This is a genomic window from Micromonospora chersina, assembly GCF_900091475.1.
GTDB classification, from domain to species: Bacteria; Actinomycetota; Actinomycetes; order Mycobacteriales; family Micromonosporaceae; genus Micromonospora; species Micromonospora chersina.
Map to the genome: position 1 here is coordinate 2,685,144 of NZ_FMIB01000002.1, position 21,388 is coordinate 2,706,531.

A 21,388-nucleotide genomic window follows, 5' to 3' on the forward strand; every position below is an offset into this window, starting at 1 on the left:
CCGCACAGCGTATCCGGGCGGACCTGCTCGAACCGAACGAGGAGGAGCCCGGGCGCCCGGCGAGCGCCGACGCCTGATCGTTGACGTGGGAGCCGTGCGACACGCCGACTCCCGCACCGGCGGGGCGTCAACGATCGCGGCACCTGCCCCCGCCGCCGGTCAGGCGGCGGCGAGGGCCGGGGCGACCGAGTCGGGGGCCCACCGGGAGCGGTGGCACTGCGACCAGCCCCGGCAGCGGGGGTCCGCCACGGTGCAGAGCCGCTGGTCGCTGAGGACCTCGCCGTCGTCGGTCTCGACCACGTCGAAGTGCACCGGGCGGATCGTGCCGTCCGGGGTGACCAGCAGGTGCCGCCCGGCGTCGAGGGTGTCGTCGCGCATCAGGCAGTTGCGGTCCAGCAGCCGGGCCAGCGCCGCGATGCTGGGCAGCTCCGGCAGGCGCTCGGGCACGCCGTAACAGTCGACGACCGTCCCGTACGCCCCGGGCGCCTCCCACACGTCGCAGACCACCGCGTACGCGGGGAGTCGGGCCGGGTCGGCGACGGCGAGGGGCATCACCACCCGGCCGAGCGCCTCGGCCAGCGCCGGGTAGACCTCCACGGGCGCCGCGCCGTCGATTCTCCAGTTCCACAGCTCGGTCATGCCGCCTCCTCGCTGCGCTCGTCCCACCGGCCTCCGGATCGGGCCTTACTGACGATGGTGGGGTGCATATGACCTCAGCCGGGCGCAAGTTACCGGTCTGTGACCATTCCGGGCAAAATTTCCCCGGGCGACGTTGCCCAGAGTAGCGGGAAGATGACAGTTTATCGGGTATGGTGCCGCGTCCGCGCCGCGAATCACCGGGCTGTCACCGGACCTGGATCAGGTGCTCGCTCGCCGGTAGCAGCTCACCGATCACCGTGCCGCCCGGGACCTCGCCCGCGACCAGCAGCCCGCCCGAGGTCTGCGCGTCGGCCAGCAGCAGCCGCTCCCCCTCGTCGACCCCGCCGAAGTCGGTCCACGGGGTCACCCAGTCGAGGTTGCGCCGGGTGCCGCCGCTGACGTACCCGTCGCGCAGCGCCTTCCGGGCACCCGGCAGGTACGGCACCGCGGCCGCGTCGATCGCCACGGTGAGCCGGCTCGCCCGGGCCAGCTTCGAGGCGTGCCCGAGCAGCCCGAACCCGGTCACGTCGGTGCCGCAGCGGATCCCCGCCGCGACCGCCGCCCGGGCCGCGTCCCGGTTGAGCCGGGCCATCGAGGCGACCGCCTCGGCGAACCGCTCCCCGGTCCGCTTGTGCCGCGTGTTCAGCACGCCGACCCCGAGCGGCTTCGTCAGCGACAACGGCAGGCTGGCCCGGCCGGCGTCCAGGGTGATCAGTTCCTCGGGCCGGACCACGCCGGTGACCGCGAGGCCGTACTTCGGACCGTCGTCGTCGACGCTGTGCCCGCCGGCCAGGTGGCAGCCGGCCTCCCGGGCCACGTCCTGACCGCCGCGCAGCACCTCCCGGGCCAACTCCAGGGGCAGCACCTCACGGGGCCAGCAGAGCAGGTTGAGCGCGACGAGCGGGGTGCCGCCCATGGCGTACACGTCGGAGAGCGCGTTGGCGGCGGCGATCCGCCCCCAGTCGTACGCGTCGTCGACCACCGGGGTGAAGAAGTCCGCGGTGCTGACCAGGCCGGTGCGCTCGTCCAGCCGGACCACCGCGGCGTCGTCGCCGTGCTCCAGACCGACGAGCAGGTCGGCGGTGCCGGTGGCCGGGCCGAGGCCGGCGACCATCGTCTCCAGCTCGCCCGGCGGGATCTTGCAGGCGCAGCCGCCGCCGCGGGCGTAATCGGTCAACCGGAGCGGCACCGTCATCCCCACATGATCTCCGCGAACCCTCGTGGCCGCCACTCGGAAGCCCCGTTCCGTGACGGAATTCGGACTCACGGGTACGGCGGTGACCGGTGTTACCGCTCCGTGACCATTCGAGTTGCGTTCCGCCACATCACCCCGCCTACAGTGGCCCAACCGGGGGTCTCGCGACCCCACTTTTCCGTACGGACGACAGGGACGGTGGACGACGTGACGACGGGCGAACCGCTGATCGTGCTGGACGGGGTGAACAAGTGGTTCGGCCCCCTGCACGTGCTGGACGACGTCTCGCTCTCCGTCGGCAGGGGCGAGGTGGTCGTGGTCATCGGCCCGTCCGGCTCCGGCAAGTCGACGCTGTGCCGCACGATCAACCGGCTGGAGCCGATCAACTCGGGCACCATCACCTTCGACGGCACCCCGCTGCCGGCCGAGGGGAAGGCGCTGGCCAGGCTGCGCAGCGAGGTCGGCATGGTGTTCCAGTCGTTCAACCTCTTCGCGCACAAGACGATCCTGGAGAACGTCACCCTCGGCCCGGTCAAGGTACGCGGGGAGAAGCCGGCCGCCGCCCGTGAGCGCGGCCTGGCCCTGCTCGACCGGGTCGGCATCGCCAACCAGGCGGACAAGTACCCGGCACAGCTCTCCGGCGGCCAGCAGCAGCGGGCGGCGATCGCGCGCGCGCTGGCCATGCAGCCCAAGGCGATGCTCTTCGACGAGCCCACCAGCGCGCTCGACCCGGAGATGGTCGGCGAGGTGCTGGACGTGATGACCTCCCTCGCGCGGGACGGCATGACAATGGTCGTGGTCACCCACGAGATGGGCTTCGCCCGGCACGCGGCCAACCGAGTGATCTTCATGGCCGACGGCCGGCTCGTCGAGGACGCGCCCCCGGCCGAGTTCTTCGCGAACCCGCGCAGCGAGCGGGCCAAGGACTTCCTCTCCAAGATCCTCACGCACTGAGCGTCCGTAGTGGAGCGCGCCGTCCCCCGGCGGCTCCGTCGAAGAAGGAGAAGAGTATGCGTATGAAGCGCGTGGCGGCGGTCGCCGCGGCGGCGACCTTGGCGCTCGGCATGAGCGCCTGCGGCGGCGACGGGGACGGCGGCTCCGGCAGCAGCGGCGCCAAGGGCATCATCGGCAAGGCCCAGAGCCAGAAGAAGCTGGTCATCGGCGTGAAGGCCGACCAGCCGGGCCTCGGCATCCAGACCGGCAGCCAGTACGAGGGCTTCGACATCGAGATCGCCAAGATCGTGGCCAAGGGCCTCGGCGTGGACGCGAACAACATCGAGTGGAAGACCACCGTCTCGGCCAACCGCGAGCCCTTCATCCAGCAGGGCACCGTCGACCTGGTGGTGGCCACCTACACCATCAACGACGAGCGCAAGAAGAAGGTCAACTTCGCGGGGCCGTACTTCATCGCCGGCCAGGACCTGCTGGTGAAGGCGGACTCCACCATCGCCGGGCCCGAGGGTCTCGACGGGAAGAAGGTCTGCTCCGTGACCGGCTCGACCCCGGCCAAGCGGATCCAGACCGAGCACCCGAAGGCCCAGCTCCAGCAGTTCGACGCGTACTCGAAGTGCATCACCGCCCTGGAGGGCGGCCAGGTCGACGCGGTGACCACCGACGACATCATCCTCGCCGGCTACGCCGCGCAGTCCCAGTACGCCGGCAAGTTCAAGGTGGTCGGCAAGACCTTCTCCACCGAGCCCTACGGCATCGGCCTGAAGAAGGACGACAAGGACGGCTGCGAGAAGGTCAACGAGATCCTCAAGGCCGCCGCCTCGGACGGCTCCTACAAGGCCGCCTGGGACGCCACCCTGGGCAAGAGCGGCAAGGCCGCGCCCGAGCTGGACACCACCAAGCTGACCAACTGCGGCAGCGTCTGACCGGTTCCGGGGCCGGCATCCCTAGGGGTGCCGGCCCCGGCCTGTCACGACGCCGACGACGTGCCCCGGGAGTCGACGCATGCACGTATTCGCTGATCCGACCAACCTCGACGCCTACCTGTCGGGCTTTCTCTGGATCCTCAAGCTGACCGGCGCGTCGGCGGTCCTCGCGCTGGTGCTCGGCGTGCTCCTCGCCGCGTTCCGGGTCTCCCCGGTTCCGGTGCTGCGGGGCTTCGGCGCGGCCTGGGTCAACATCTTCCGCAACACGCCGCTGACGCTGATCATCTTCTTCTGCTACTTCGGCCTCTACTCGACGCTGGGCGTGGGCCTCTCCGACGACCTGAACCTGAACAACTTCTGGCTCGGGGTGGTCGGCCTGTCGGTCTACACCGCCGCGTTCGTCTGCGAGGCCGTCCGCTCGGGCGTCAACACCGTGCCGGCCGGTCAGGCCGAGGCGGCCCGGGCGATCGGGCTGACCTTCTTCCAGACCCTGCGCATCGTGGTCCTGCCCCAGGCCGGGCGGGCCGTGGTGGCCCCGCTGGGCAGCGTGCTCATCGCGCTGTGCAAGAACGCCACGATCGTCGGCACCATCGGCCTGATGGAGGCGTCCAGCGTGATGAAGGACCTGATCAACAGCAACGGCGACGCCGTGATCCCGATCTTCCTGGTCTTCGCCGGCACCTTCGCCGCGATCCTCGTCCCGACCGGCTACTTCTTCGGCTGGCTGGCCAACCGACTGGCGGTGAAGCGCTGATGAGCACGAGCGCCGTTCTCTACGACCACCCGGGGCCGCGGGCACGCGTGCGCAACGCGGTGCTCAGCGTCGTCTTCGGCGTCGGCCTGGCCGCCCTGCTCTGGTGGGTCTACGCCAAGTTCGACCAGGCCGGGCAGTGGGAGGGCAACCTCTGGAAGCCCTTCGCCGAGGCGCCCACCTGGACCCAGTTCATCTGGCCGGGCCTGCGGCAGACCCTGTTCGCCGCCGCCACCGGCATGGTGCTGTCGCTCGCCTTCGGCATCCTGTTCGCGGTCGGCCGGCTCTCCGACCACTGGTGGGTCCGGGTCCCGGCCGGCGTCGTGGTGGAGTTCTTCCGCGCCGTCCCGCTGCTCCTCATGATCTTCTTCATCTTCTACGGCGTGCCGTTCCTGATCCAGGGGCCGGTCCCGGCGTTCTGGGCGGTCGTCATCGGCCTGACCCTCTACAACGGGTCGGTGCTCGCCGAGGCGTTCCGCGCCGGCATCCGCTCCATCCCCGGCGGGCAGTCCGAGGCCGCGTACGCCGTGGGCATGCGGAAGAACCAGGTGATGCGGCTGATCCTCGTGCCGCAGGCCGCCCGGGCCATGCTGCCGGTGATCGTCAGCCAGCTGGTCGTGCTGCTCAAGGACACCGCGCTCGGCTACATCGTGGCCTTCCCCGAGCTGCTCCAGCGGGGCGTCAACGACCTCTCGGCCAACCGGGGCAACGTGGTCGCCGCCGCCATCGTGGTGGCCGCCATCTACATCGTGATCAACTCGCTGCTCACCACGCTGGCGAACTGGCTGGACCGGCGTACCCGGCGGCGGGGCTTCCGGGTCCCGAAGCAGACCGCGGCGCCGGATTCGACCCCGGCCGGCGGCGCCACGGTGGCCGAGCCGCAGGGCTGATCCGCCCGCACCCGTCCACGCGAAAGCCCTGCCACCTCCCGGAGGTGGCAGGGCTTCGTCGTGCGGGGGCCCGGTTCAGCGGGCGATCTCGGTGACCCGGGACTCGCGGACCACTGTCACTCGGATCTGACCGGGGTAGGTCAGCTCCTCCTCGATCTGCTTGGCCACGTCCCGGGCCAGCACCGCCGCGCCGATGTCGTCCACGTCCTCCGGCTTGACCATCACCCGGATCTCGCGGCCGGCCTGCATGGCGAAGACCTTCTCGACGCCGAGCTTGCCGGCCGCGATCTCCTCGATCCGCTCCAGCCGCTTCACGTACGCCTCCAGGCTCTCCCGCCGCGCCCCCGGCCGCCCGCCGGAGCAGGCGTCCGACGCCTGGGTGAGCACCGCCTCGATGGTCTGCGGCGGCACCTCGTTGTGGTGCGCCTCGATGGCGTGCACCACGTCCTCGCTCTCCCCGTACTTGCGGGCCAGGTCGGCGCCGATGATGGCGTGGCTGCCCTCCACCTCGTGGGTGAGCGCCTTGCCGATGTCGTGCAGGAAGGCGCAACGCTTGATGGTGGGCACGTCCAGACGCAGCTCGGCGGCCATGATCCCGGCGATGTGCGCGGTCTCCACGAGGTGCTTGAGCACGTTCTGCCCGTACGACGTCCGGTAGCGCAGCCGGCCCAGCAGGGTGACCAGCTCCGGGTGGATCTCGGTGATGCCGACCTCGACCAGGGCGTCCTCGGCGGCCCGGTGGCAGAGCTCCTCGACCTCGTGCCGGGCCAGGTCGTAGACCTCCTCGATCCGGTGCGGGTGGATCCGGCCGTCCAGCACCAGCTTCTCCAGGGTGAGCCGGCCGACCTCCCGGCGTACCGGGTCGAAGCAGGAGAGCAGGACCGCCTCGGGCGTGTCGTCGATGATCAGGTTGACCCCGGTGACCGACTCGAAGGCGCGGATGTTGCGCCCCTCCCGGCCGATGATCCGCCCCTTCATCTCGTCCCCGGGCAGGTGCAGGACGCTGACCACGCTCTCCGCGGTCTGCTCGCTGGCGACCCGCTGGATGGCGTCGACCACGATGTGCCGGGCGCGCTGCTCGGCGGTGTTCCGCGCGTCGGCCTCGATCTCCCGGACCAGCAGCGCGGCCTCCCGCTTGGCCTGCCCCTCGATGGACTCGACCAGCTCGGCCCGGGCCGTGTCGGCGGTCAGGCCGGCCACCCGCTCCAGCTCCCGGCGGCGCTGCTCCTCCGCCTCGGCGAGCGCCTGCTCCCGCTCCACCAGGGCGGCCTCCCGCGCCGCGAGCGCGGCGCTGGCGGCGGTGAGCTGCCGCTCCCGCTCGGCGAGCCGCTCCACCTCCTCGGTGTGCAGCCGCTCCCGCTCGTCCATCCGGGCGGCCCGCCGCTCGACCTCGGCGGCCTGCTCCCGGGTGGTCGCGGCGAGCACCGCCACCTCCCGCTCGCCGCTGCGCCGGGCGGTGGCGCGAAGCTGCTCGGCGTCCGCCTCGGCCTGCCTGTGCGCCCGCTCCAGCACCGTGTCGGCCTCGGCCCGGGCGTCGTCGAGCACCCGCCGCGCCTCGGCCCGGGCCGCCTTCGCCTCGGCCTTGGCGGCGGCCGCCTCGGCGCGGGCCGCGGCGGCGGCCGACTTCGCCACGTCGATGGTGCTGTTCGCCTCGTCGGCGGCGCTGCGCAGGGCCGCCAGGGACTGCTCCTGGCGGTCCTTCTCGGCGATGAAGGCCGGATCCTCCGGGGCCGGGGCGAGGCTGAGCCGCCGCAGGGTGCGCACGCCGAACAGGACGGCGCCGACCACCACCACGACGAGCAGCAGCACCACGACCAGGATGACGACGTTGAAGGCGGTCATGCGGCCGCTCCGAACCGGTGCGCACCCTCAGCGGCCCGGGCCGGGCGACCACCCGGCGAGGAGCGGCCGGCAGCGCCTGGAAGACCGCCGGTGAACCTGTGCCGCCCCGCCATGGCCGCCTCCCCTGAACGTCGGCGCCGCAGGCGGCGTGCGACTGGGCACGCACCTGCGACTCTGGACGCCCGACCGGAGCGGCTGGCTGTGGGTAGCTTTCCGTCGGCGGTGCCCACGCGAGGGCATCGCCGGCGGCCGGTTGCAGTTGTCGGTCGGCTCCGGACCGGCCGTCCGGAGCTTGCCGTCAAAGGCCCGTGAAGCTGGCCAAAGTGATGCTGTTCTGTTACGCGATCTATGTTGTGCGCTTAGCCTGCGCTGGTCGGGCAAAGTGAGCCTGTATGGCGAGGCTAGGTCTCCGGGGGCCGTTCGGTCAAGAACTCATGATCAAACCACCCGGACGGAGAGAAGTTGCGGCGTCACGCAGAGGTGTCCAGATGCCGGACACGGCCGGACAAACTTCCCCCGCTGCGGCCGCCTCGGTCACGTTCCCGACCTGCTCAGAGCCGCAACGCGACCGTCACCGGCCGCCGCTCGAGGTGACCTGCCGTCACGGTCGGCAGCCCGGCAACTTTCCGCAAAGGTGACTCACGTTGCACCCGGTTCCGACTTACCGGGAGGGTGCGGCGCCCCGCTCAGCGGGCGCCGAGGGCGCGGGCGGCGCTCACCAGCGCGGGGTTGTCCGGGGCGACGCTGCCGTCCGGCAGCACGAGGGTGTCCTCCAGGCCGATCCGGGTGTCCAGGCCCCGGCGGACCGCCTCGGCGAGCACCGGCCACGTCGCCGGGCCCTCCCCGTGCAGCAGCACCGGCGGGGGATCGGTGGGTAGCGCGGCGAGGATGGCGGCGGCGTCGGCGAGAGCAACGTCGACAGGTTCGGCCAGGCACTCGACGAGAACCCGCCCGGTCGGCACCGGCCAGCGGCGCCAGGCGTCGACCGCCGCCACCGTCCAGAGGCCGGCCTCGACCATGACACCCCGCTCGTGCAGGGCCGCCGCGACGGCCGCCGCGCCGGGCTCGTGGGCGTTGACCGAGGCGAAGTCGGGCAGCACCGTCCAGGCGCGTACGGCGGCCACCCGGTCGGCGGGCTCGGGGGCGATCCAGGCGCCGGTGCTCACCCCGACGGGGAGGCCGGGCCGGGCGGCCCGGATCGCGGTGACGGCCGCGGCGATCACGGCGGGGTCGAGGGACTCGGCGCCACGCTCATCACGCGGGTGCACGTGCACCGCCGCCACCCCCACCTCCGCACACCGAACGGCGTCGGCAGCCAACTGGCCGGGCGTCAGGGGCACGGCAGAATGCTCGGCCCTGAGCCGCCCCCCGTTCAAACAGCCCTTCAACACGCCCACCTACCTCCCCGGAAGTCGATCATGGAGTTATTGCCCCGACACGCCGGTGCGCCGGGCAATAACTTCATGATCGACGAGGCGAGCCGGAGGCGCGGGCGAGGGCGCGGGCGGTCGGGTCAGTCAAGGGGGCGGGTCGTCTGGTCGAGGTCGTTCTCGGCGTCGGCGAGGGCGTCGGCGTCGATGTGCTCGGCGAACTCGGCCGCCTCGGCGCTCTGCGCGGCCAGCGCGTCCTTGACCGCCCGGATGGCCACGCCGGCCGGGTAGCCCTTGCGGGCCAGCATGCCGACCAGGCGGCGGAACACGGCGTCGGGCTCGCCCCGGGCGGTGCGCAGCTTCCGGTCCACCAGGGCCCGGGCGGTCTCCGCCTCGGTCTCCTCGTCGATCTCGTCGAGGGCCTCGCCGGCCACCTCGCCGTCGACGCCGCGCTGGCGCAGCTCGTTGGCGAGCGCCCGCCGGGCCAGCCCGCGGCCGGTGTGCCGGCTGCTCACCCAGGCCCGGGCGAAGGCGGCGTCGTCCACGATGCCGACCTCGTCGTAGCGGTCGAGGACCTGTTCGGCGATCTCCTCGGAGATGCCCCGCTTCGCCAGGGCGCCGGCCAGCTCCGCGCGGGTGCGCGGCCGGACCGCGAGCTGCCGGAGGCAGATCTCCCGGGCCACCTCGGCCTCGTCGCGAGGCGGCGCGGGCGTCGCCTCGGTGTCGGGCTCCTCGGCCCGGCCCCGGCGACCGCGACGGGGCGGGGGTGGAGTGTTCGCGTCACCCGTGCGGGGCGGGCTGGCGTCCCAGCCCCGCCCCGTACGGGCGCGTCGTCCTGCCACGGGTCAGCGGATCAGAAGTCGACCGGCGGCAGGTCCGGCCCGCCGGCGGCGTCGCCCGCGCCGGTGCCGACGCCGAGCTTCTCCAGGATCTTCTTCTCGATCTCGGCCGCCACGTCCGGGTTCTCCCGGAGGAACTCGCGGGCCTTCTCCTTGCCCTGGCCGAGCTGGTCGCCGTCGTAGGTGTACCAGGCGCCGGACTTGCGGATGATCGCCTGCTCCACGCCGACGTCGATCAGCGAGCCCTCGCGGGAGATGCCCTTGCCGTACATGATGTCGAACTCGGCCTGCTTGAACGGCGCGGCGACCTTGTTCTTCACGACCTTGACCCGGGTGCGGTTACCGACCACGTCGGTGCCGTCCTTGAGGCTCTCGATGCGGCGCACGTCGAGCCGGACCGAGGCGTAGAACTTCAGCGCCCGACCACCGGTCGTGGTCTCCGGGCTGCCGAACATCACGCCGATCTTCTCGCGGAGCTGGTTGATGAAGATCGCCGTGGTGCCGGTGTTGTTGAGCACGCCGGTGATCTTCCGGAGCGCCTGGCTCATGAGCCGGGCCTGGAGACCCACGTGGCTGTCGCCCATCTCGCCCTCGATCTCGGCGCGCGGCACCAGGGCGGCCACCGAGTCGATCACGATGATGTCGATGGCGCCGGAGCGGACCAGCATGTCGGCGATCTCCAGCGCCTGCTCGCCGGTGTCCGGCTGGGAGACCAGCAGGGCGTCGGTGTCGACGCCGAGGGCCTTCGCGTACTCCGGGTCGAGCGCGTGCTCGGCGTCGATGAAGGCGGCGATGCCGCCGGCCCGCTGGGCGTTGGCCACCGCGTGCAGGGCGACCGTGGTCTTACCGCTGGACTCCGGGCCGTAGATCTCGACGACCCGGCCGCGGGGCAGGCCGCCCACGCCGAGCGCCACGTCGAGCGCGATGGAGCTGGTCGGGATGACGGCCGTCTGCACGACGGGCCGCTCCCCCAGCCGCATCACCGAACCCTTGCCGAACTGCTTGTCGATCTGAGCGAGAGCAAGGTCGAGTGCCTTCTCCCGGTCCGGCCCTGCCGCCATCGTTGCCACCCCTGCCTTCGCCGGCGTCTTTCCTGAGCTTCGCGTCACGCGGACACGCTAGGCGCTGGGTCCGACAGAAAACCAGCCGACGGGCCGCGAGCTGTGGACGAGCACCCCGCTGTGGACAATAGCCGAACAGGTGTACGACTCGACAAGCGACACGCGGAACCGGCGAAAAGGCTGCTCACCGTAGCCGTGCGGGCACCCGGTCGGGATACGCGGCCACCACCGCGCGCCACACCACGTGCGTCTCCTCACCCCCCGCGAGGGCCTGCTCGATGGTCCGCCCGCCGAGCTGGGACAGCACCTGGTCGCTGGCGATGCTGGCCGCGTAGCCCGGCCCGAACGCCTCCTCCAGCCGTGCCCAGAAGTCGGTCAGCCGCACGTGTCACTCCTCCTTGTCGCGCAGGTCGTCCGAGGGACGCCGGAGCTTGACGGGCACCCCGTCCGCCGGACGCCCGAGTTCCTCCGGCGCACCGACCGGCGCCGGACGCAACGCTAGCGCCACCAGCGGCACCACCGCGATCGCCGCCAGCAGGGTCAGGGTCGGATAACCCGCGGCCCGCATGACAAACCCGCTCGCCGCCGCCGCGCCCGCCCCGGCCAGCCCCATGACCAGGTCGGACAGGCCCTGCACGCCGGGCCGGTCGGCGGTGGGCACCGACTCGGACAGCAGCGTCGAGCCGGCCACCATGGTGCCCGACCAGCCCAGCCCGAGCAGGGCCAGACCCACCGAGAGCAGCGGCGTGTGGTGCCCGGCGGTGCCGGCGACCGCGCAGGCGGCCAGCAGCAGGGCCACCCCGCCGAGGATCACCGGACGCCGGCCCAGCCGGTCGGTGAGCCAGCCGACCAGCGGGGAGAGCGCGTACATGCCGGCGATGTGCAGGCTCAGCACGATGCCGACCACCCGCAGCACGTCCGCGTCGGAGTGGGACTCGCCGAGGCGTACCGGGGTCATCGACATCACGGCGACCATCACGAGGTGGCCCACGGCGACCGCGGCGATGCCCAGGCGGGCGGCGGGCCGGTCGCGTACCGTGCCCCAGGCCGCGACCATGCCCCCGCGGCGCCGGGCCGACGAGCCCGGCGCGGCGCCCGGGTCGGCCGGGCTCTCGGCCGCCAGCCGGCGCGCGGTGAGCAGGGGGTCCGGCCGGAGCAGCACCGCCAGCACGGCGGCGGCCAGCACGAACGCGGCGGCGCTGAAGGCGAACGGGCCGGCCAGCGCCGGCAGGCCCCAGCCGCGGGTGGTGGCGTCGGCGAGCGCGGCGAAGTTGGGCGCGGCCACGGCGCCGATGGTGGTGGCCCAGACGACGAGCGAGAGCTGGCGCCCCCGGCGGGCCGGCTCGGCCAGGTCCACTGCCGTGTAGCGGGCCTGGAGGTTGGCCGCCGTGCCGCCGCCGAAGAGCAGCATGCCGAGGAAGAGCAGCGGCACCAGGTGCAGCACGGTGGAGACCACCACGAGCACGCCACCGACCGCCCCGACCAGGTACGCGGTGACCAGCCCCGGCCGCCGCCCCCGGGCCGCCATGATCCGGGTGACCGGCACGGCGAGCAGCGCGGCGCCGACCACCCCGGCGCTCTGCGCCACCCCGGCCAGGGCGGTGCCGGCGACCCGGGCGGCGAGCAGCGCGCCGACCGAGATGCCGATGGTGACGCCGATGCCGCCGATGATCTGGGTGAGGAAGAGCAGCCGGACGGTGCGCCGCTGGATCGGGGCGACGTCGAGCCGGCTCGGGGCCGGCGTGGTCAGGTCGGTGGCCATGACGGGTGCTCCTCGGGTAAGGGGTGACCCATCCTCCCGCACCCGACCGGCCCCCCGGCACCCGGTTTCGCTACAGGCCGAGCCCCCGGCCGATGATCTCCTTCATGATCTCGGTGGTGCCGCCGTAGATCGTCTGCACCCGGCTGTCCAGCCAGGCCTTCGCGACCGGGTACTCCAGCATGAAGCCGTAGCCGCCGTGCAGCTGCACGCAACGGTCGGCCACCTTGTTCTGCAGCTCGGTGGTCCACCACTTGGCCTTCGCCGCGTCGGTCACCGAGAGCCGGCCGGCGTTGTACTCGGCCACGCAGTGGTTGACGAAGGTCCGCGCGATGGTGACCTCGGTGTCCAGCTCGGCCAGGAGGAACCGGTTGTGCTGGAACCGCCCGATCGGCCGGCCGAACGCCTCCCGCGAGCGGGCGTAGTCGAGGGTGAGCGCGAGCAGTTTCTCCGCCGCCGCCACCGCGGCCACCGCGATGCTCAGCCGCTCGCGGGGCAGGTTGGCCATCAGGTGGTAGAAGCCGTGGTTCTCGGTGCCGATGAGGTTCTCCGCCGGCACCCGGCAGTCGTCGAAGAACAGCTCGGCTGTGTCGTTGGCCTTGAGGCCGACCTTGGCCAGCCGCCGGCCCCGGCCGAAGCCGGGCGTGCCGGTCTCCACCACGATGAGGCTCACCCCGTGCGCGCCCTGGTCGGGGGCGGTCTTGGCGACCACCACCACGAGGTCGGCCAGCTCGCCGTTGGTGATGAACGTCTTCTGCCCGTTGAGCACCCAGCTGTCGCCGTCGCGGACCGCGCTCGTGCGGATGCCGGCCAGGTCGCTGCCCGCCCCCGGCTCGCTCATGGCGATGGCGGTGACCAGGTCGCCGGAGCAGAAGCCCGGCAGCCAGCGCTTGCGCTGGTCGTCGGTGGTCAGCTCGGTCAGGTACGGGGCCACCACGTCGTTGTGCAGCCCGAAGCCCAGCCCGGTGCAGCCGGCCGCGATGATCTCCTCGTCGAGCACCGCGTTGAACCGGAAGTCCCGCTGCCCACCGCCGCCGTGCTCGGGGTCCACGTCCATGCCGAGCAGCCCGGCCGCGCCCGCCGTGCGCCACACCTCCCGGTCGACGATCCCGTCGGCCTCCCAGCGGTCGTGGTGCGGCACGGCCTCCCGGGCGAGGAACTGACGGCACAGGTCCCGGAACTCTTCGTGGACGGGTTCGTACAGGTGCTGCTCCATGGCGACGAGTGTGCCCGCCGGGGCGGTCGGCGGGAAGGGGTCGCCCGGCAAGGCAAACCGCCATCAGCTCTTGACGACGCTATCCGTTGCGGCTCTATTCTCACGGCACGATTTCCGTGGACCCTGGTTCGCTCGCGCAACGTTAACCGTAGGACTGAGGAGCGCCCATGTCAGCCGGGCCCGCCACCCCCGCCGTCTCCCTCCGTGGGCTGCGCAAGTCGTTCGGCACGGTGGAGGCGGTGGTCGGCGTCGATCTGGACATCGCCGACGGCGAGTTCTTCTCGATGCTCGGGCCGTCCGGCTCGGGCAAGACGACCGTGCTCCGCATGATCGCCGGGTTCGAGCCACCGACCGCCGGGAGCGTGCTGCTCGGCGGGCGTGACGTCACCCGGCTGGCCCCGTTCGAGCGGGACGTCAACACCGTCTTCCAGGACTACGCGCTGTTCCCGCACATGACCGTGCGGCAGAACGTCGAGTACGGGCTGCGGGTGCGCAAGGTGGGCCGCGCCGAGCGCCGGGCCCGGGCCGCGGAGGCGCTGCGGGGCGTACGGCTCGACGGTCTGGCCGACCGGCGACCGGCCGCGCTCTCCGGCGGGCAACGGCAGCGGGTGGCCCTGGCCCGCGCGCTGGTCGTCCGGCCGAAGGTGCTCCTGCTCGACGAACCGCTCGGCGCGCTGGACCTGAAGTTGCGCGAGCAGATGCAGGTGGAGTTGAAGGCGCTCCAGCGGGAGGTGGGCATCACCTTCGTCTTCGTCACCCACGACCAGGAGGAGGCGCTCACCATGAGCGACCGGGTGGCGGTCTTCGAGAACGGCCGGATCGCCCAGGTGGGCACGCCCGCCGAGGTCTACGAGCGGCCCGCCTCACCGTTCGTCGCCGGTTTCGTCGGCACGTCCAACCTGCTCAGTGGCGAAGCGGCCCGCACGGTGCTCGGCCGCGACGGCACCTTCTCCATCCGGCCGGAGAAGATCCGGCTCGACGGGTCGCCCGCCACCGACGAGGAGACGTCGGCCACCGGCAGGGTGGCCGAGGTCGTCTACGCCGGGGCGAGCACCCGGTTCGTCGTCGACCTCGACGCCGGCGCCCGGCTGGTCGTGACGCAACAGAACCTGACCACCTCCTCGGCCGACGTGGCGGCACTGCGCGGCACCCCGGTCCGCCTGGCCTGGCGCACCGAGCACGCCGTGGCCGTACCTGTCCCCGCCGTACCGACCCCCCTTGCGAAGGAGAGCGCTCATGCGTACCGGTAGAACCCTCACCGCGCTCGCCGCGGTCGGCCTGCTGGCCCTGACCGGCTGCGGCGACGGCGGCACGACCACCGGCGGCTCCGGTCCGGGCGGCATCAAGCCGCCCAGGATCGACAAGCTCGCGGCGCTGGGCGCCGGCGAGGGACAGGTGAACGTCGTCGCCTGGGCCGGGTACGTCGAGGACGGCTCCACCGATCCGAAGGTGGACTGGGTCACCGACTTCGAGAAGCAGTCGGGCTGCCAGGTCAACGTCAAGGTCGCCGGCACCTCCGACGAGATGGTGACCCTGATGAAGACCGGCGAGTACGACGTGGTCTCCGCCTCCGGGGACGCCTCGCTGCGGCTGATCTACGGGGGCGACGTCGCCCCGGTGAACACCGACCTGATCAGCAACTACAAGGACGTCTTCGACGGGCTCAAGCTCAAGCAGTGGAACTCCGTCGACGGGGTGGCCTACGGCGTCCCGCACGGGCGCGGCGCGAACCTGCTGATGTACCGCACCGACGTGGTCAAGCCCGCCCCGACCTCCTGGGGCGCGGTGTTCGACGCCAACTCGCCCTACAAGGGGAAGATCACCGCGTACGACTCGCCGATCTACCTCGCCGACGCGGCGCTCTACCTGATGAAGCACCGGCCGGAACTGGGCATCAAGAACCCGTACGCGCTGGACGACAAGCAGTTCGCCGCAGCCGTCGACCTGCTGAAGAAGCAGAACGAGCTGATCGGCGAGTACTGGTCGGACTACACCAAGGAGGTGCAGGCCTTCAAGGCCGGCAACTCGGTACTCGGCACCACCTGGCAGGTCATCGCCAACCTGGCCACCGCCGACAAGGCCCCGGTCGAGGCGATCCTTCCCGAGGAGGGGGCGACCGGCTGGTCCGACACCTGGATGGTCTCCGCCAAGGCGAAGCACCCGAACTGCGCGTACCGCTGGATGGACCACATCATCTCGCCGAAGGCCAACGCTGCGGTCGCCGAGTGGTTCGGCGAGGCGCCGTCCAACAAGCTGGCCTGCGCCGAGACCGCCGACAAGAACCACTGCGCGACGTACCACGCCGAGGACGAGTCCTACTTCGACAAGGTCTGGTACTGGAACACCCCGGTGCAGCAGTGCCTGGACGGGCGTACCGACGTGAAGTGCAAGGACTACGCGGCCTGGACCCAGGCCTGGACGACGATCAAGGGCTGAGGTGGCCACTTCCACGCTCGACCGGCCCGCGGGCGGCACCACCGCCCTCCGCGGGCCGGTCCGCCGGCTCTCGGCCTGGCTGCACCGGCACGCCGGGGTACGCCTCGCCGCCCTGCTCACCGCGCCGCTGTTCTGGCTGGTGGTCGCCTACCTGGGTTCGCTGGCCGTGCTGTTCGTCTCGGCACTCTGGACGGTCAACGGGTTCACCGGGGAGGTCGTCCGCCAGCCCACGCTGGACAACTTCCGCACCATCGTCACCGACGAGGTCTACCGGACGGTCGCGCTGCGCAGCGTCGGCGTGGCCGCCGGGGTGACCGTGATCGACACGCTGATCGCCCTGCCGATGGCCTTCTACATGGCGAAGGTCGCCAAGCCCCGCCACCGGCGCTGGCTGGTGGTCGCCATCCTCACCCCGCTCTGGGCCAGCTACCTGGTCAAGGCGTACGCCTGGCGGGTGCTGCTGGCCAACGGCGGGCCGGTGGACTGGCTGTTCGGCGGGCCGGGCAGCGGCCCCGGGTACGGGCTGGGCGCGACAGTGCTGGTGCTGGCCTACCTCTGGCTGCCGTACATGATCCTGCCGATCTACGCGGGCCTGGAGCGGCTGCCCGACTCGCTGCTGGAGGCGTCGGCCGACCTCGGTGCCCGGGCGGGCCGGACGTTCCGCGCCGTGGTGCTGCCGGTGGTGGTCCCCTCGGTGATCGCCGGCTCGATCTTCACCTTCTCGCTCTCGCTGGGCGACTACATCACCGTGCAGATCGTGGGCGGCAAGACGCAGCTCATCGGCAACCTCGTCTACGTCAACATCGGGGCGGCGAACAACCTCCCGTTCGCCGCGGCGCTGGCCACCATCCCGGTCCTGATCATGGTCGTCTACCTGGTCGCCGTACGGCGGTCCGGGGCCCTGGAGGAGTTGTGACGCTCTCCCGGTCGGCGCGCTGGCTGCTGCGCGGCGCGATGGCGCTCGGCCTGGCCTTCATCTACCTGCCGCTGTCCATCGTGCTGGTCAACTCGTTCAACGCCGACCGCACGTTCGCCTGGCCCCCGCCCCGCTGGACCACGGAGTGGTGGGTGCGCGCCTGGGAGAACGCGGGCGCCCGGGAGGCGCTGTGGACGTCGGTCCAGGCCGGGCTGGGTGCGACGGGCGTCGCGCTGCTGCTCGGCTCCCTGGTCGCCTTCGCCGTGCAGCGGTACCGGTTCTTCGGTCGGGAGACCGTGTCGCTGCTGGTCGTGCTGCCGATCGCACTGCCCGGCATCGTCACCGGCATCGCCCTGGACACCGCGTTCCGCTCGGTGATGGCCCCGCTCGGCATCGGCAAGGGGCTCTTCTCGGTCATCGTCGGGCACGCGACGTTCTGCGTGGTCGTCGTCTACAACAACGTGCTGGCCCGGCTGCGCCGGTCCGGCGGCAACCTCCAGGAGGCGTCGGCCGACCTGGGCGCCGACGGCTGGCAGACCTTCCGGTACGTGACGTTCCCGGTGCTGCGCTCGGCGCTGCTGGCCGGCGCGCTGCTGGCGTTCGGCCTCTCCTTCGACGAGATCATCGTCACCACGTTCACCGCCGGTCCGGGCGTGCAGACCCTGCCGATCTGGATCTTCAGCAACCTGTTCCGGCCGAACCAGGCGCCGGTCATCAACGTGGTGGCCGCCGTGCTCATCGTCGCCTCGGTGGTGCCGATCTACCTGGCCCAGCGGCTCTCCGACACGGCCAGCGGCGGCCGCCTCTGACCGCCCGCCGCCGCCCACGCTCCCCGGCGCCGCCGGCTCAGCCCCACCAGGTGGCGTCGGCCACCGGAACGAAGCCGAGCGAGTCGTAGAGCGGGCGGCCGGCGCGGGCCGCGGTGAGCGTCACGGGTACGTCGCCGAACCGGCCGAGCACGCCGTGCAGCAGGGCCCGGCCCACGCCCCGGGACCGGTGCGCGGGCAGGCTGGTCATCCAGTAGAGGCCGACGCCCTCGTCCCGGACGGTCAGACAGGCCCCGGCCGGCGTGGCATCCCGCGCGGTGGCGCCGGCGACGTTCCGGTGGACCAGGAAGAACCGGACCTCCGGCCGGTCCAGCAGGGCGGGCGGGAACGCCTGCCCGGGGCTGTAGGGCTGGAACGGCTCCAGCGGGAAGCCGTGCACCACCACGTCCTCGGCGACGGCCAGTTGGTCGGCGTGCTCGACCGGGGTGACCGGCAACGACGGGTCGGGCACCGGCCCGGGACGGCGGATCATCACCGGCAGGGTGCGCGGGGTGAGGCCGAGGTCGGCGAGGTCCAGGCGCGCGTACTGGTCCTCGACGACGACCGGACCGGTCCGCCCGCGGACCAGCGCGGCCAGCGCGGCCCGGTCGTCCGGGGACGGGTCCGGGTCGCGCAGGAGGATCCGCAGCCCGGCGGGCGCGTCGCCCAGCACGGCGAGGAATCCCGGCCGGCGCGACAGCCGGTGCCCGCGGCTCTCGGCGAGTGCCGTCCACATGGCGGCGGCGTTCCGGACGGACAGCTCAAGATCACTCGTCATGCCCCCGACGCTAGGGCCGCCGACCGCCGTCGCGCAGGTCCATTTCGCCGCCGTCGGGCTGGTCCGTTCCGGCGGGGTACGCCAGCATGGCGGAATGACCACGCTGACCGGACAACAGATCGCCGACGAGCAACTGGACGGCTGGACCTACCTGCTGGGCGGCCTGCAGACCCGGATCCGTACGCCGGACTTCGCCGCCGGGCTGGCGCTGGTGAACGCCATCGGCGCCGAGGCCGAGCGGCGGGACCACCATCCCGACCTGGATCTGCGCTACACCCACGTCGACGTGCGGCTCTGGTCGCACGACGCGGGCGGCGTCACCGACCGCGACGTCCGGCTGGCCCGGGCCGTCTCCGCGCTCGCGGCCCAGGCCGGCCTGTCGCCGGCCCGCACCGGCGTGTCCCGGCTCGAACTCGCCCTGGACAGTCCGGACTTCGCCGCCGTGGCGCCGTTCTGGCGGGCGGTGCTGGCCCTGGAGCACCGCGGCGACGAGGTGCGGGATCCGGCCGGCGCGCTGCCCACGGTGTGGTTCCAGGAGTCCGGCCGCGACGAACCCCGCCAGCGCTGGCACCCGGACGTGTGGGTGGACCCGGCGGAGGTCCAGCCGCGCGTCGAGGCCGCGCTCGCCGCCGGCGGGACGCTTGTCAGCGACGCGGCGGCACCGTGCTTCTGGGTGCTCGCCGACTCCGACGGCAACCGGGTCTGCCTCTGCACCTGGCAGGGGCGCGCCTAGCGCAGCGCGCGGGCGGCCACCTTCAGGTCCTTGACGAGCCCGTCGTACGCGACGTCCTGGTTGTCGGCGCGCAGCACCGCGGAGGGGTGGATGGTGGCCAGCAGCCGGGCCGCCGGGGCGTCGGCGACCTTGCCGGCGCTGTCCACCGGGACCCGGGCGAAGTCCTCCGGGTGCTGGGCGGCGGCCGGCCACGGCATCAGCTCGCCGCGCTGCTTCGTCACCCGGAAGGTGGGGCCGAGCAGGGCCTTGGCGGCGGTGGCGCCGAGCACCACCACGATCTCCGGGTGGAGCCGGGCGAACTCGGCCACCAGCCAGGGCCGGCAGGCGGTGATGTGCACCCGGTCCGGCGTCTGGTGGATCCGCCGCTTGCCGCGCATCTCGAAGCGGAAGTGCTTGACGGCGTTGGTGAGGTAGATCTGACCGGTGTCGATGCCGGCGTCGTCCACCGCCTTGCGCAGCAGCCGGCCGGCGGGGCCGACGAACGGCAGCCCCTTCTGGTCCTCCAGGTCGCCGGGCTGTTCGCCGACGAGGACCACCCGGGCGCTCTCGTCGCCGCGGCCGAACACCGTCTGCGAGGCGTCCCGGTAGAGCTCGCAGCCCCGGCAGCCGGCCGCGGCGGCGCGCAGCTCGTCGATGGTGTCCGCCTGCGGCGGGATGAACTCCTGGGCTCCGGGGGCGCTCTCGGTCTCGGCCATGCCTGCTTTATATACCGGTTTCGGCATCGACGCCGGATGCGCCGGGGTCAGTACCCGGAGCCGCCGCCACCGCCGCGCGAGGCCAGCACGATCGCGATGATCACCAGGATGATCACCACCGCCGCCACGCCGATCCAGAGACCGGTCCGGGATCCGTTCCTTGCCATGCCACGCACCTCCCGGCCGCGGGTACCCGCCGAAGGCCGGGCCATGCCCCGGCTCAGGCGCTGAAGCCGGCGGGCGACGGCCGGACCGCGCGGGCCACCGCGTCGGCGAGCGGCCCGAGGTCGGCCTCGTCGAGCGTGCTGACGGTGATGCGGACACCGGGCGCGGCGGCGATCCGGTTCAGCGCGCCGGGGGCCACCGACCAGCCGGCGTCCCGCAGGGCGGTGACCGCGACCGTCTCGTCGGGCACCGGCACCCACACGTTGATGCCGGTCCGGCCGTGGGCGGCCAGCCCGCGCGCCGCGAGGGCGTCGACAAGCCCGTCGCGCCGCCGGTCGTAGCTCTCCGCCGCGCGGCGCACGAGGCCGCCGGTGGCCGGGTCGCGCCAGAGCGCCAGGACCAGGCGTTGCAGCACCGTGGAGACCCAGCCGGCGCCGACCCGGGCCCGGCCGGCCACCCGGGCCACGGTGGCCTCGTCGCCGGCGAGCACCGCGAGCCGCAGATCCGGGCCGTAGGGCTTGCTCACCGACCGGACGAAGGCCCACGCCGGGGTCGCCCCGGCAAGCGGGTGCAGGGGTACGCGGGCCAGCTCGGCGGCGTGGTCGTCCTCGATCAGCAGCAGGTCGGCACGGCCGGCGAGGAGCGCACGCAGCTCGGCCGCCCGGCCGGCGGAGACCGCGGCGCCGGTGGGGTTCTGGGCCCGGCTCGTGACGATCAGCGCGCGGGCGCCGGCGGCCAGCGCGGCGCGGACCCCCGGCGCGGTGGGGCCCTCGTCGTCGACGGGCACCCCGATGGCGCGCAGCCCGAGCGCGGCGACCAGGTCGAGCAGGTTGGCCCAGCCGGGGTCCTCGACGGCGACCGCGTCGCCGGGGCGCACGTGGGCGGCGAGCAGCCGCTCGATGCCGTCGAGCGCGCCACCGGTCACGGTGATCTCGTCGGCCGGCACCCCGTCCGTGGCGAGCCGCTCCCGGGCGGCGGCGGCCAGCTCGGGCAGGACGGCGCTGGCCGCGTACCCGACGGGTGCGCGGAGCTCGGCGGCGAGCGCGGCCAGGTGCGGGCCGAGCGGCGGCAGCAGCCGGCTGTCGGGGTTGCCGGCGGAGACGTCGCGGGCGCCGGGCAGCGGCGGGGGCATCAGCGCCGAGCGGCGGCTCGCCACGGGCGGGCGGGGGCGGACCCGGGTGCCGTGCCGGCCGGCGGTGACGACCAGGCCGCGCTGCCGCAGCTCCTGGTACGCCTTCGCGACGGTCGCCGGGCTGACGCCCAGCTCGGCGGCGAGGGCGCGGACGGCGGGCAGGGCGTCGCCCGGGGCGAGGTCGCCGGCCCGGATGCCGGTTTCCACGCTCGCCGAAATCGCCGCCGACGAGGAGCCGCTGATCTGATAACGTTCTGCCACAGTTCCGAGATTGTACTAGCACGAAGG

The 21,388-nt window shown here is 72.9% G+C and carries 21 protein-coding genes; 9 read left to right on the plus strand and 12 right to left on the minus strand.

The features are described from left to right. Positions 1–159: 159 nt before the first annotated feature. Complete coding sequence (locus GA0070603_RS12170) at positions 160–639, minus strand: hypothetical protein (RefSeq protein WP_091311951.1); 480 nt, start codon at positions 637–639, stop codon at positions 160–162. 205 nt (positions 640–844) lie between these two features. Continuing rightward, the gene (gene selD / locus GA0070603_RS12175; protein ID WP_091311955.1) at positions 845–1,834 is read right to left on the minus strand and encodes a selenide, water dikinase SelD; all 990 of its coding nucleotides are present in this window, start codon (positions 1,832–1,834) and stop codon (positions 845–847) included. 198 nt (positions 1,835–2,032) lie between these two features. On the opposite strand from selD, the gene GA0070603_RS12180 reads away from it, so the two are divergent. The 4 genes from GA0070603_RS12180 to GA0070603_RS12195 all read left to right on the plus strand — a co-directional run bounded on the left by GA0070603_RS12180 (position 2,033) and on the right by GA0070603_RS12195 (position 5,352). After that, positions 2,033–2,788 (plus strand): amino acid ABC transporter ATP-binding protein, encoded by a 756-nt coding sequence (locus GA0070603_RS12180; protein ID WP_091311959.1) that lies wholly within the window; start codon positions 2,033–2,035, stop codon positions 2,786–2,788. Positions 2,789–2,844: 56 nt separating this feature from the next. Continuing rightward, positions 2,845–3,711, plus strand: a complete 867-nt coding sequence (locus GA0070603_RS12185; protein WP_091311963.1) for a glutamate ABC transporter substrate-binding protein — start codon at positions 2,845–2,847, stop codon at positions 3,709–3,711. Between the two features lie 79 nt (positions 3,712–3,790). Next, entirely contained in the window at positions 3,791–4,465 is a 675-nt protein-coding gene (locus tag GA0070603_RS12190; protein WP_091311967.1) for an amino acid ABC transporter permease, read from the plus strand. Beyond that, positions 4,465–5,352, plus strand: a complete 888-nt coding sequence (locus tag GA0070603_RS12195; protein ID WP_091311971.1) for an amino acid ABC transporter permease — start codon at positions 4,465–4,467, stop codon at positions 5,350–5,352. The genes GA0070603_RS12190 and GA0070603_RS12195 overlap by 1 nt, the downstream gene beginning before the upstream one ends. 75 nt (positions 5,353–5,427) lie before the next feature. Here GA0070603_RS12195 and rny read toward each other — a convergent pair whose 3' ends face one another. The 7 genes from rny to GA0070603_RS12230 all read right to left on the minus strand — a co-directional run bounded on the left by rny (position 5,428) and on the right by GA0070603_RS12230 (position 13,439). After that, positions 5,428–7,194 (minus strand): ribonuclease Y, encoded by a 1,767-nt coding sequence (gene rny / locus GA0070603_RS12200; RefSeq protein WP_091311974.1) that lies wholly within the window; start codon positions 7,192–7,194, stop codon positions 5,428–5,430. Between the two features lie 686 nt (positions 7,195–7,880). Continuing rightward, positions 7,881–8,591, minus strand: a complete 711-nt coding sequence (locus tag GA0070603_RS12205; protein ID WP_341864932.1) for a 3-keto-5-aminohexanoate cleavage protein — start codon at positions 8,589–8,591, stop codon at positions 7,881–7,883. Between the two features lie 116 nt (positions 8,592–8,707). Next, on the minus strand, positions 8,708–9,406 hold the full coding sequence (locus GA0070603_RS12210) for a regulatory protein RecX (protein WP_091311977.1): 699 nt from the start codon (positions 9,404–9,406) through the stop codon (positions 8,708–8,710). 11 nt (positions 9,407–9,417) lie between these two features. After that, on the minus strand, positions 9,418–10,464 hold the full coding sequence (gene recA, locus GA0070603_RS12215; RefSeq protein WP_091311980.1) for a recombinase RecA: 1,047 nt from the start codon (positions 10,462–10,464) through the stop codon (positions 9,418–9,420). Positions 10,465–10,648: 184 nt separating this feature from the next. After that, complete coding sequence (locus tag GA0070603_RS12220; RefSeq protein WP_091311984.1) at positions 10,649–10,849, minus strand: DUF3046 domain-containing protein; 201 nt, start codon at positions 10,847–10,849, stop codon at positions 10,649–10,651. 3 nt (positions 10,850–10,852) lie between these two features. Then, a complete protein-coding gene (locus tag GA0070603_RS12225; RefSeq protein WP_244282507.1) occupies positions 10,853–12,226 on the minus strand; it encodes an MFS transporter in 1,374 nt (457 codons plus the stop codon). A gap of 70 nt (positions 12,227–12,296) precedes the next feature. Further along, positions 12,297–13,439: an acyl-CoA dehydrogenase family protein gene (locus tag GA0070603_RS12230; RefSeq protein WP_091321880.1), complete on the minus strand. Its 1,143-nt coding sequence runs from the start codon at positions 13,437–13,439 to the stop codon at positions 12,297–12,299. A 167-nt stretch (positions 13,440–13,606) separates the two neighbouring features. On the opposite strand from GA0070603_RS12230, the gene GA0070603_RS12235 reads away from it, so the two are divergent. From GA0070603_RS12235 to GA0070603_RS12250, 4 genes are read left to right on the plus strand one after another with little or no spacing between them, the layout of a single operon-like run. Beyond that, complete coding sequence (locus GA0070603_RS12235) at positions 13,607–14,689, plus strand: ABC transporter ATP-binding protein (protein ID WP_091311988.1); 1,083 nt, start codon at positions 13,607–13,609, stop codon at positions 14,687–14,689. Continuing rightward, positions 14,676–15,875, plus strand: coding sequence for an ABC transporter substrate-binding protein (locus GA0070603_RS12240; RefSeq protein WP_091311992.1), 1,200 nt, complete (start codon positions 14,676–14,678; stop codon positions 15,873–15,875). The genes GA0070603_RS12235 and GA0070603_RS12240 overlap by 14 nt, the downstream gene beginning before the upstream one ends. A 1-nt stretch (position 15,876) precedes the next feature. Further along, positions 15,877–16,791, plus strand: coding sequence for an ABC transporter permease (locus tag GA0070603_RS12245; RefSeq protein WP_091311995.1), 915 nt, complete (start codon positions 15,877–15,879; stop codon positions 16,789–16,791). Continuing rightward, positions 16,788–17,600 (plus strand): ABC transporter permease, encoded by an 813-nt coding sequence (locus GA0070603_RS12250; protein ID WP_091311998.1) that lies wholly within the window; start codon positions 16,788–16,790, stop codon positions 17,598–17,600. The genes GA0070603_RS12245 and GA0070603_RS12250 overlap by 4 nt, the downstream gene beginning before the upstream one ends. A gap of 37 nt (positions 17,601–17,637) precedes the next feature. On the opposite strand, the gene GA0070603_RS12255 is transcribed toward GA0070603_RS12250, so the two are convergent. Next, positions 17,638–18,375 (minus strand): GNAT family N-acetyltransferase, encoded by a 738-nt coding sequence (locus GA0070603_RS12255; protein WP_139131868.1) that lies wholly within the window; start codon positions 18,373–18,375, stop codon positions 17,638–17,640. A 94-nt stretch (positions 18,376–18,469) separates the two neighbouring features. Between GA0070603_RS12255 and GA0070603_RS12260 the strand changes: the two genes are divergently transcribed. Beyond that, entirely contained in the window at positions 18,470–19,108 is a 639-nt protein-coding gene (locus tag GA0070603_RS12260) for a 4a-hydroxytetrahydrobiopterin dehydratase (RefSeq protein ID WP_091312004.1), read from the plus strand. Here the strand turns inward: GA0070603_RS12260 and GA0070603_RS12265 are convergent. After that, complete coding sequence (locus GA0070603_RS12265) at positions 19,105–19,803, minus strand: UdgX family uracil-DNA binding protein (RefSeq protein WP_091312007.1); 699 nt, start codon at positions 19,801–19,803, stop codon at positions 19,105–19,107. The genes GA0070603_RS12260 and GA0070603_RS12265 overlap by 4 nt on opposite strands. Positions 19,804–20,023: 220 nt before the next feature. Further along, positions 20,024–21,361 (minus strand): aminotransferase class I/II-fold pyridoxal phosphate-dependent enzyme, encoded by a 1,338-nt coding sequence (locus GA0070603_RS12270; RefSeq protein ID WP_091312010.1) that lies wholly within the window; start codon positions 21,359–21,361, stop codon positions 20,024–20,026. Between the last annotated feature and the right edge of the window lie 27 nt (positions 21,362–21,388).